The following is a 10846-nucleotide window of genomic DNA, read 5'->3' as shown; positions in this document are numbered from 1 at the left end:
ATTTTATTTATCATTCAATCATCTTTTACAATTATCGATGTCATTTTGGAATCTCCCTTAGTTTTTATTAGTAAATAAGATGCGTTTGCCCTGGGTAAAAAATGACTTGACACGGATTGGTTCGCGATTGGGTGTAACTCCTCCCACCGCTCCGGCGCCAAAATTTCAAGCATCACTGGCGCGACTGTCTCAGTTAGAGGGCGATCGCTTTGAGCAAGCGTATATGGATGAGGGTGGTGTAAATGCTCATCTGGAGAACGCAGCCCTTTTCCAACGCCAAGCGGCACTTGGACAAAACCCCGACCTTGTAGCAGTGGCGAATCGAGGATTACCAACCATTAGAAGGCACTTTAATACTGCCACTGCTATCACAAATTATCGATTTGGCGAGGTTGCGCGGAGATATAATAATCTGCCTAATAATTCTGGTGCATCAGCCCCTCAAGGCAATACTTCCCCTACAGCAGGAGGCGATAGCCTACCTGAGAACAATCCTTCACCTACAGGAGGAGGCACTAGGATACCTCAAGGTAATACTAGCGATAGATAAAATCTTTTTCCATTGGCGATGCCTTAGGGACTTCCAAATAAAAAAATGTTCCAAAACTGAGGCAAAAACTCTCTCTATTTCTTCTCTCTGCGTTCTCTGCGCGGCAGTCGCTCATGGGGGAAACCCCCAAGACCGCGCTGCCTTGTCTCTGTGGTTCGTTTCTTGGAATAATTTATTTCTTGGAAGTCCCTTATACCATTTCACTTTGATTAATGATACAAATACCCTAGTAAGGGCATAGCATTGCTATGCCCCTACGATAAATCTATATGTATCAAGGTTTTCGGGAATCGGTATTAATCCTTGGAAATCAAATTGATTTGGAGGCGATCGCCTGTGGTGTCCAGGTGGGGCCTTCGCAACATGGCCCATCTGGCGTCCAGATGAGTTTATCCAAGCACATTCGCCGCGCATCCATGTTCGCCGCCCACGCATGGTAGACAATGTACTCAGTCTGACCATCGGGGCCTACAACGATTGAGTTGTGTCCAGGCCCTTTAACACGATCAAGAAGCGAACGCAACACCCGTGGCCCCGTTTCGTTACCGAAATCAGAGTAAGGCCCCATCACATGATCTGCAACTCCATAATCTACACCATAGTTCTCAGTTTCCCAGCGCCCACCACTATAAAAGCAATAATATCGACCTGCATGTTTACGGACACAGGGGCCTTCTAAGGTATGCCAATCAAAATGTTCACCATACATCAATCGGTTGGCTAAAAATCGTTGCCAATCGGAACGTGCCCGTAAGACGACTTTCCCGACACCGCAAAGTTTCGTCATATCTTGGAGCCGATCTACAAAGAGGGCAGTGCCAGCCCGCACGCCGCCCTCAGTATCTAAAAAATCACGAGCATAAAATAAATACCACTGTCCATCATCATCACGGAATGGGTGGGGGTCGATGGCGAAGGAGCAAGAATTCGGGTCTACAAGTGGCTCACCAACATCTTTATAGGGGCCCAAAGGAGTATCGCTGGTGGCAACACGCAACTGATGATTCTTGTCTTCGTGCCCTACAGAGTAGTAGAGGTAGAACTTGCCGTTGCAATAAGCAACTTCGGGGGCCCAAAAATTATCGCCAAGGGAAGGGTCTGGCCGCAACAGGGCGTTACCAGCAAAATCCCAATTCACGAAATCAAAGGACTGTAATAGAGGGAAGACACGTAGTTTTGCGATTTCGTCTATCATTCCTTCCGCTTCGGCTGCACCAGTACCGATCGCGTAGTATATACCCTCAAATTCCCAAACAAAAGGATCGGCAAAATAGCCTTTGTAGACTGGATTGGTATAAGTTAACATCTCGGCGCTCGCTATAGCGTGTTAACTCAATTCTTTAGGAAGTGCGATCGCAAAACAACTATCTTTATGCTGGTTCGGCTTTTCTTAATTATTCTGCGATGCCTACGGCGGTAAACTACGTAAATAGACCATCCTGTAGGCGCACAGTAATGCTCATACCTATCTAGTTCCCTCCCCTTTATAAAGGGAGGTTTAGGGTGGGATGACGCGGATGGTGATGGGAAGCCAGAGAACTGAATATCACGTCTTGACAAGGGTTTCACGTTAAGTTGCACGCATGAGTAATGCTGTGCCCTTACGAATGGTTTTTTGCGTAAATCCTAGAGCTATCTGTAGGCGGTGCGTTACGGCGTTAAGTCTAACGCACCCTACTGGATAATTTATTTTTTACAAATCTTTAGTACTTAAAATTCACGTAAGTTTCAACCTTCTCCTTTGGCAACTGTTCCACCACCTGACACCGAATCATCTGCCTTAAATTCTCTGGTAGGCTCTCATAATAGTCTCGTTGGAGAGTCAAATCCACCTTCGGCGTGTGTAACCAATGCATAGCATAGCCCATAACTACCATCGGTCGTGGCTGGTTAGTCCGATTTGGTGAACCCCGATGCAGCGCCAAAGGTGTCCGAATCATCGCATCCCCTAGTTCCATATAAAAAGATTCTATCGGAATTTCACCCGTGGCAATTTTCCTTAGTCCCTCTTCACGCGGCAAAAGATGTGTACCACGCGCCATCTGGAACGGCCCGTTTTCTGCCGTTACTTCCACAAGTGGGAAGTTAACCGCAAGGGCGTAGAGTGGCGTTACTATTTGGTCGGAGAATAAAGGGCGATAGTCTCGATGGATTTCCTGATAATCGGAACCTTGTACTGGAAGATCAACTCCCAACTGAACCATTACATATTCTTGAAAAAATACTCGCTCCAGCACACCCATAATCACCGGATTGGCGAAAACTTCCACGTTGGCAAAGGGAGAAACCCAAGGTAATGTTAGATAGTAACGAGCAATTTCACGGGGAGCCAGCCCACCTGGTTGATTTTGACGCTCTCGGAATAAATTATCAAAAGCTTTTGCCCACTCGCTAATCAATTCTTTATCAAAAAGACCGGGAATCACACAAATTCCGTCTCGATTCAGGTCTTCGGCAAATCGGTTTAGGTCAGTATCTGTATATTTATTTACTCTACCTATACTTTGAACCATTTTCTTATCCTCGCCAATTCATCATGTTAAAGTCGAATTTAAATCGGACTCTCAATAGCAGCTTTTGCAATTGTTCGTCGATAATAGCGCACCATTTCTGGAATTGACTTATCAGTTTTTGTAGACTTAGGTTATCCAAATCTCTTTATAGATAAGGCTTTCTGTTGATTAGTTTCTAGGGTTTTTTGGTTGTGAGGTAAGGTGCTGAATCAAAAATACAGCAATGGTTCTTAAGCCAGTTCACTGCCCAATTTGTGATATTATAAGTGTAGTAAGAGGTGATAAAACTACTGAAAGCAAAAAGTCTTGCCTTTGCCGCCAAGATGGGAGTTTTCGCCGCAGATTCATAGGACAAGTGCTGAAAATTAGCTACAACTCCGTAATGCAGAAATTAAAATAATTTGTAATACTTAATTAAGTTTTGTAACGGAGATTTAGCGCCAAACCGGAGCGAAAGTTTCTTTCAATGTGGATTTTGCAAGACACACCTCGGCACTTGTGAGTTGATATTGACTTAAACCCCTAGAATTAGTTAAAAAAATTCCAGCGTTATGGGGCAATAGAGTTAAGTTGCAAAACCGAATTCAGCATAACTCTTGTGGGATGGGCGTTTTGCCGCCCAGTAAATGCAATTTAAATATGGAACAGCTTACCTAATTTTTTCCTGCGGACTTGGCAAATATTCACGATATGTGTGCCATAATGTCACGAGTCAATAGTCTATAGCTAATTTTGTAGCCCCCATACTAGGGCGCTTGATGTATTTTATGTTTACTATTTAGCGATAAATAGCGTTATGCAAGTACAGGTATAAAGTTATATAGATTACGGTAAAAGGAGCAAAAAAACTCCTGGAATGTCTCAAAATAGCCTAGTTTAGTCTAAACCGAAGGCACAAAAAAATTTGTTCTATTGTAGTTACATTAAGAGGTTTTAATGAAGTTGTTGGATATACAAAATCGTAAGGTTGAATTTCCCTCTAATACTGATAATCAAAGAGTTTCTAGCTTCCCAGAAGCTGGGTATCCACGTCCACAGTTACAGCGATCGCACTGGCTAAATTTAAACGGTGAGTGGAAGTTTGCTTTTGACGATGAAGGGCAATGTGTTCAACCAGGCCATATCCAGGGGTGGAGTCATCATATACAAGTTCCCTTCGCTCCCGAATCTACCAAAAGTGGTATTGGTGATACAGGTTTTCATCCAAACTGCTGGTATGAGCGAGAATTTGAAACGCCTGAAGGTGACGGCAGATTATTACTGCACTTTGGGGCTGTGGATTACCGCGCCCGTGTTTGGGTGAATGGTCAATACATGATAGAGCATGAAGGGGGACATACTCCTTTCATGCTGGATATTACCGCAGTTTTGAATGATACTGGTATAACTAAAGTAACAGTCTGGGCCCAGGATGATCCTGGTGACCTTGCCAAGCCTAGAGGAAAGCAGGATTGGCAATTGGAACCGCACAGTATTTGGTATCCTCGCACCAGTGGTATTTGGCAAACAGTCTGGATTGAGCGTGTGGGTAGAACTTACATCGATAATATTCGATGGAGTCCCGATTTCGAGCGGTGGGAAGTTGGTTGTTATGCTGCGATCGCAGGTGATGCCCCTGCTGGTATCCAAATCAAGGTAAAACTGAGCATTGGCAATACCGTGTTGGCAAACGATACCTATGAAGTGTTTAACGGAGAAATTGGGCGTCGCATCTCCCTTTCCGATCCAGGTATCGACGACTACCGCAATGAATTGCTGTGGAGTCCAGAAAAGCCCACTCTAATGGATGCCCACATTGAACTTTGGCATAACAATGAACTTTTGGATGAAGCCAAATCCTATACAGCAATGCGGACTGTGGGGATACAGCGCGATCGCTTTATGCTCAATGGTCGTCCTTATTATTTGCGCTTAGTTCTCGATCAAGGCTACTGGCCCGATTCGCTAATGACAGCACCGGACGATGGAGCATTACGGCGCGATGTCGAACTTGCCAAAGCAATGGGTTTTAACGGAGTCCGTAAGCACCAGAAAATTGAAGACCCGCGATTTTTATATTGGGCAGATAAGCTGGGGTTGTTAGTATGGGAAGAGATGCCTAGTGCATATCGTTTCACACCTAAAGCAGTGGAACGCACAACGCGAGAGTGGGCTGAGGTGATTAAGCGAGATATCAGCCACCCCTGTATCGTAGCTTGGGTAACGTTTAATGAATCCTGGGGAGTTCCGAATCTGGTTGAGACTGCGGCTCACCGAAACTACGTTTTGGCAATGTATCACTTAACTAAAACTCTCGATCCAAGCCGCCCAGTGATTGCCAACGATGGCTGGGAAAGTACGGATACAGACATTCTGGCTATTCATGACTACGACACCCACCCACAACGATTAGGTCATCGCTATGGGCCAGAAGTGAAGCTATCAGATTTGTTTGACCGGAAGCGTCCTGGAGGGCGCATCCTGACACTGGATAACTTTCCGCATCAGGGACAGCCAGTAATGCTGACTGAGTTTGGTGGCATAGCCTATGCCCCTGTTGATAACCCCGATGCAGATAAAGCTTGGGGATATGAGCGTTGCTCAAATATTTCCGAGCTAGAAATGAAATACGCTTCTCTGCTCGAAACGATTAATGATATCGAGTTATTTAGCGGATTTTGCTACACCCAATTTACAGATACTTTCCAAGAAGCTAACGGTTTATTATACGCCGATCGCACGCCTAAATTTCCCGTTGAGGCGATCCGCGCTGCGACCCTTTCAGGACAAGGATTATGTACTCCCACAAGCTGTTAAAGCCGGATGGTCGCCCACTGACCTTATACAGTCGATACCCGATTGCCGATAATATCATCGCCACTAGCCCTAGTAATGAACCAGTGCAGGCAAATCCCCACCTGCGCTGGCATCCTTTACGCGGCGAATGGGTTGCTTACGCTTCTCACCGTCAAGGGCGGACTTTCATGCCGCCCCCAGAATATAACCCCCTTGCACCCACTACGAAACCGGAGTTTCCTACAGAACTTCCCTCAGGTAAGTATGATGTGGCGGTGTTTGATAATCGCTTTCCCTCAATGGCTCAAACGGCACATGACCCGCCGAAGTGTATTGTGGAAACATTGCCTGCTAATGGGGCGTGTGAGGTGGTGGTTTTTGCTCAAAATGCCCAAGCTTCCCTTAGTTCTTTGGAATTGGAACACCTTGATTTGCTCTTAGAAGTGTGGGGCGATCGCACCCGCGTATTAGGAGCAAATCCCCAAATTCAGTACGTGCTGCCTTTTGAAAATAAAGGTGTAGAGGTGGGTGTAACATTGCACCATCCTCATGGGCAAATTTACGCCTATCCTTTTACACCACCTGTGCCAGCGCGGATGCTGTCAATGCAGCAGGAGTATTATGAAAAACATCGGCGGGGTTTACTGCAAGACTTGATTCAGAAGGAAATTGCAGACAATCAACGGATTATTTATGAAGATGAGTATGCGATCGCATTTGTCCCAGTCTGCGCTCGTTACCCTTATGAAGTCTGGATTGCTCCTAAAGAGCCAGTTGGCACTTTTATGGATCTTACCCCACAGCAACGTTGGGGACTTGCTAAAGCATTAAAAACTGTCACCCTCAAGTATGACGGCTTGTGGAATCGTCCATTTCCTTACTTGATGGCTTGGTTCCAAGCACCAACTGACGGTTTAGCCCATCCAGAAGCGCACTTACACGCCGAGTTTTTTCCACCATATCGCACAAGCGAAAGGTTGAAGTATCTAGCGGGAACTGAACTCGCAGCTGGGATGTTTGCCAATGATGCTTTGCCAGAAGAGAAAGCGAAAGAGTTACAGGCTGTGGTGGTAAATATTGAAGAACCAATTTCGGCGTGACAAACCTACCTATTTATTCCTGTTTGTCCACTTATTGAACAACAAATTGTTTTAACCGTTCCTTCTAATCGGGGACGGTTTTTAACTTTTCTGTAATACTGTTTTACTTCTCTTAAAGTTGCTGTGTAACGTAGGGTGGGTTAATTTTTGTAGGTCGATGCAACAAAGGTGCAGGTCGATGCAACAAAGGTGCAGGTCAATGCAACAAAGATGCAAGGCGATGCAACAAAGGTGCAGAGCGATACAACAAAGGTGCAAGGCGATGCAACAAAGGTGCAGGTCAATACAACAAAAGTGCAGGTCGATGCATCAAAGGTGCAGATCAAGAAACATTCTGTGCCCTTATGAGAAATCTATATAACTCCAGGCTGGATTTTGATAGTTCTGCTATAAGCCTTTTCAAATAAGTGTAGCAACCTGCGTTACATTAATATTGATGTATCAAAATATAAAGGATAAAATAACATGAGAATCAGAGGAATAAAACGCGGTCAAAATATAGAAATATTAGAGCAAATAAATAACATTCCCGATGGAACAGAAATAATTATAGACTTAGAATTTATTGAAAAGCAAATACCTGAGCCAAAACTATATTTAAGAGAAGAAGAGAGATTAGCTAAATTAAATAAATTATTTGGGGTGTGGAAAAATCAACCAGATTTAACAGAAATATTTGTAGAGATTGACCAGCAACGTCATACTTACCAAGGTAGAAGCATAGACTTAATTGATAATCAGGATAACGGCTAATGTATCTGTTAGACACTAACATTTGCACAAAGAAAACCCCCAAGCAGTGAAAAAACTTAATCGCTACTTTAGCCAATGTTATCTATCAACAATTATAGTTGCGGAACTTTATAAAGGCGTTTACTATTCTCAACAGGTGTCCAATAACCTAGAAAGTTTGCAGCAGTTTACTGACCTATTACCTATAAAGCCATTTGACTTAGAGGCAGCTATTGAATTTGGCAAGATTCAACGCGAACTCAAAAAAGTTGGTAAACCAACTGGAGAATTAGATGCATTAATTGCTGCTGTTGCTCGTTCTCGCAATGATATTCTCGTAACTAATAACATCCAAGATTTTACTAATATTCCTAACTTACAATTAGAGAACTGGTTATAAAATTAGACATAGATTAATTGTACTATTTTGAATATAAACCTTAGACAGACGCAGACAGACGTAGATAAGTTTGATAATCATCTGTATCTATCCGTGTTTTTCCTATGAACGAAGAAGTTTCCAAAAAACTAGAGTTAATCAGGCAAATCTTGCGTGAAACCGAAGTGCAAGGCGTGCGCTTGCGCGGTACAGACTGGTTTGCCTGGGCGACAGCTGGCGCTTCTAACACCGTGCTGCTTACTGCTGAGAGTGGCGTAGCAGAAGTATTAGTAACTACTGAAGATGCTTGGGTACTGACGGATGAAATTGAAGCGCAGCGTCTTAAGGATGAAGAACTGCCTGCTAATTTTAAGGTGTATGTCAATCCTTGGGCTGATGGTGCTACCCGTGAGTCTTTTGTTCGTGATGCAACCGGCGGCGGAAAAACAGTTAGCGATCGCCCCATCTCCAATTTAGAACAGCCGTTACCCCCATCTCTGCAATTACACAAACGGGTAATGATGTCAAGTGAATTAGAGCGATATCGCCAAGTTGGGCAAAAAGCTAGTCAGGCAATGACAGAGGTACTCAAAGCTGCCAAGCCAACTTGGACAGAATATCAGTTAGCAGGTGCGGGTGCAGAGGCGTTATGGGCGAAAGGTTTGCATCCGGCGCTGACACTGGTAGCGGGTGATAGGCGTTTACCGCTATACCGTCATGCTACAGCTACAGCAGAACAAATTGGACGGCAAGCGATGTTAGTATTTTGCGCTAGAGGTTACGGTTTGTATGCAAATCTGACTCGATTTGTTTGTTTTGGTAAGCTCTCAGACGAACAGGCCGAATTGCATTCCCATGTGCGCGAAATAGAAGCAGTAGTTTTAAATTTGTGCCAACCTGGAACCAGTCTGGACAAAGTTTATTACGCGCTAGCTCAAGGTTATGAACAGCATGGATTTCCCAATGCCATCCGTGAACATCACCAGGGAGGAACCACCGGATATTTAGCACGAGAAATCGTAGCAAATCCAACCGCTACTGATACTTTGGCAGAAGGTATTGCTGTCGCTTGGAACCCTAGTTTAACTGGGGCAAAAATTGAAGATACTTTTGTGATTCTAAAAGATGGAAAGTTAGAAAATCTGACTTTTGATCCAAATTTTCCTAATGTTGAGGTAGAAGGAAGATTGCGCCCTGTACCTTTGTATAATTAAAAATTATGGATTTTCAACAACTATTCGGTAAACCACCTGAAACTCAAGCCAGTGCGCCAGGAAGAGTAAATTTACTGGGCGAACATACCGACTATAACGATGGCTTCGTTCTTCCAACTGCAATTCCTCAAAGTACAACGGTACAGCTAGGTTTTAGTAGCGATAGCCAGCATCACTTTTACTCGGAAAATTTAAACGAGCAAGTGAGCATTTCAGATATTAATCATCAGCCGTCTGGATTTGCCAGTTATATTTTTGGCTGTATTGAGCTTTTGCAAAAAGCAGAATATACAATACCATCGCTTTGTGTGTACGTCAAATCATCGGTTCCTATGGGTTCGGGTTTGTCTAGCAGCGCAGCTTTAGAAGTGGCAACCCTCCGGGCATTACGCCAACTTCTGAACCTTCCCATTGATGATGTTGAAATCGCCCAATTCGCCCAGCAAGCAGAAATTCAATATGCTGGCGTGCAATGCGGCATCATGGATCAAATGGCTTCTAGTTTGGCTGACACTGAGCATATCTTATTTTTAGATACTCGGACTTTAGAACGTCGGGTGATGCCTTTGCCTGAAAAAGCGGAGATTTTGGTTATTGATAGCGGTGTACCCCGCACACTTGCAGGTAGCGGTTATAACCAGCGTCGGGCTGAGTGTGAAGAGGCGGCGCGATCGCTCGGAGTGAAAGCATTGCGAGATATTACTGATGTTAATGTAACAAAAACATTACCCGAACCACTACAGCGCCGTGCCCGTCATGTAATTACAGAAAATAACCGCGTCTTGGAAGTATTGCAGGGAGTAACATCTGAGCGTTTTGGCGAATTGATGAACGCTTCTCACGCCAGCTTGCGAGATGATTACGAAGTTTCAGTACCAGCCCTAGATAAGTTGGTAGAGATTTTGCAGAAAACAGAAGGAGTGTTTGGTGCAAGACTCACAGGTGCAGGCTTTGGGGGGGCAAGTGTAGCTTTGGTTAGATCGGGTGAGAGCAAAGGTATTGCAACTCATGTCCTTGAACAATACAACCAAGCAGGTTACAACGGACGAATTTTGGTTCCTTCTTTAGGATTGATTGATGCAGCCTAAACCATCTCAAACTCTAATTGATGACTCTTGAGAAAATCATGGGTGAAATGATCCACCACATTTGTATCAGCTAGTTCCAAATTATAAAAATCTACAGCTTCATGGTCAAAATAGGGGCCAGCGTGCCAAGTACCCTCATATAGCTTGATAAAACAATTCCCCGGAATGCGGAAAGCAGCAATTTTTTCTAATGCTGGTTCATTTACATCATTATTAGGAGGAGAAACTGCAATTAACCAATCCTTCCCTGACAAAGAACCCAGACATTGAGTGCATTGCACATGGCGAGTAATTTTGTGAAATTTCCGCCCTCTTTTCTCCAACCGCATAATATAAAACCGTGGAATACCATTATGCAGGTTTAACTGGGCATCTTCCCCATCGTAAGCTTTGCCATCAAGACTTGCAAAAATCACCTGTCCATAACGCCGAAAGTTTTCAGAAGTCACAGATTGTGCTTGCAATTGTTGCACTGTCTTTGATCTACTCATATCA

At 44.1% G+C, this 10846-nt stretch carries 10 protein-coding genes and 1 pseudogene; 8 read left to right on the top strand and 3 right to left on the bottom strand.

Going from position 1 to position 10846, the window contains the following annotated elements; genetic code table 11:
• Positions 1 to 79: 79 nt before the first annotated feature.
• Positions 80 to 550, top strand: coding sequence for a DUF4142 domain-containing protein (locus tag V7K25_RS00270; RefSeq protein ID WP_335154028.1), 471 nt, complete (start codon positions 80 to 82; stop codon positions 548 to 550).
• A gap of 310 nt (positions 551 to 860) precedes the next feature.
• Here the strand turns inward: V7K25_RS00270 and V7K25_RS00265 are convergent, their stop codons facing one another.
• Positions 861 to 1856 (bottom strand): glycoside hydrolase family 43 protein, encoded by a 996-nt coding sequence (locus tag V7K25_RS00265; protein WP_335154026.1) that lies wholly within the window; start codon positions 1854 to 1856, stop codon positions 861 to 863.
• Positions 1857 to 2253: 397 nt separating this feature from the next.
• Positions 2254 to 3063 (bottom strand): phytanoyl-CoA dioxygenase family protein, encoded by an 810-nt coding sequence (locus V7K25_RS00260; RefSeq protein WP_335154024.1) that lies wholly within the window; start codon positions 3061 to 3063, stop codon positions 2254 to 2256.
• A gap of 936 nt (positions 3064 to 3999) precedes the next feature.
• Here V7K25_RS00260 and V7K25_RS00255 point away from each other — a divergent pair.
• From V7K25_RS00255 to galK, 7 genes and pseudogenes are all read left to right on the top strand, one after another.
• Entirely contained in the window at positions 4000 to 5859 is a 1860-nt protein-coding gene (locus tag V7K25_RS00255; protein ID WP_335154022.1) for a glycoside hydrolase family 2 protein, read from the top strand.
• Positions 5838 to 6938 (top strand): galactose-1-phosphate uridylyltransferase, encoded by a 1101-nt coding sequence (gene galT / locus V7K25_RS00250; RefSeq protein ID WP_335154020.1) that lies wholly within the window; start codon positions 5838 to 5840, stop codon positions 6936 to 6938. The genes V7K25_RS00255 and galT overlap by 22 nt, the downstream gene beginning before the upstream one ends.
• Before the next feature lie 168 nt (positions 6939 to 7106).
• Positions 7107 to 7286 (top strand): hypothetical protein, encoded by a 180-nt coding sequence (locus V7K25_RS00245; protein ID WP_335154018.1) that lies wholly within the window; start codon positions 7107 to 7109, stop codon positions 7284 to 7286.
• 117 nt (positions 7287 to 7403) lie between these two features.
• Positions 7404 to 7691: a hypothetical protein gene (locus V7K25_RS00240; protein WP_335154016.1), complete on the top strand. Its 288-nt coding sequence runs from the start codon at positions 7404 to 7406 to the stop codon at positions 7689 to 7691.
• Positions 7691 to 8070 (top strand): annotated as a pseudogene (locus tag V7K25_RS00235) (type II toxin-antitoxin system VapC family toxin). Before V7K25_RS00240 ends, V7K25_RS00235 begins: the two are co-directional and overlap by 1 nt.
• Before the next feature lie 104 nt (positions 8071 to 8174).
• Positions 8175 to 9263 carry a M24 family metallopeptidase gene (locus V7K25_RS00230; protein ID WP_335154014.1) on the top strand — a complete coding sequence of 363 codons (1089 nt, stop codon included), beginning with the start codon at positions 8175 to 8177 and terminating at the stop codon, positions 9261 to 9263.
• Positions 9264 to 9268: 5 nt separating this feature from the next.
• Complete coding sequence (gene galK / locus V7K25_RS00225; RefSeq protein ID WP_335154013.1) at positions 9269 to 10351, top strand: galactokinase; 1083 nt, start codon at positions 9269 to 9271, stop codon at positions 10349 to 10351.
• On the opposite strand, the gene V7K25_RS00220 is transcribed toward galK, so the two are convergent.
• Positions 10348 to 10842, bottom strand: a complete 495-nt coding sequence (locus V7K25_RS00220) for an ureidoglycolate lyase (protein WP_335154011.1) — start codon at positions 10840 to 10842, stop codon at positions 10348 to 10350. The two genes, galK and V7K25_RS00220, sit on opposite strands and share 4 nt — an antisense overlap.
• Between the last annotated feature and the right edge of the window lie 4 nt (positions 10843 to 10846).

Source organism: Nostoc sp. (assembly GCF_036919495.1).
Lineage (GTDB): Bacteria > Cyanobacteriota > Cyanobacteriia > Cyanobacteriales > Nostocaceae > Nostoc.
The sequence above is the reverse complement of the archived record's forward strand: the minus strand, read 5'-3'. Positions and strand labels throughout refer to the sequence as shown.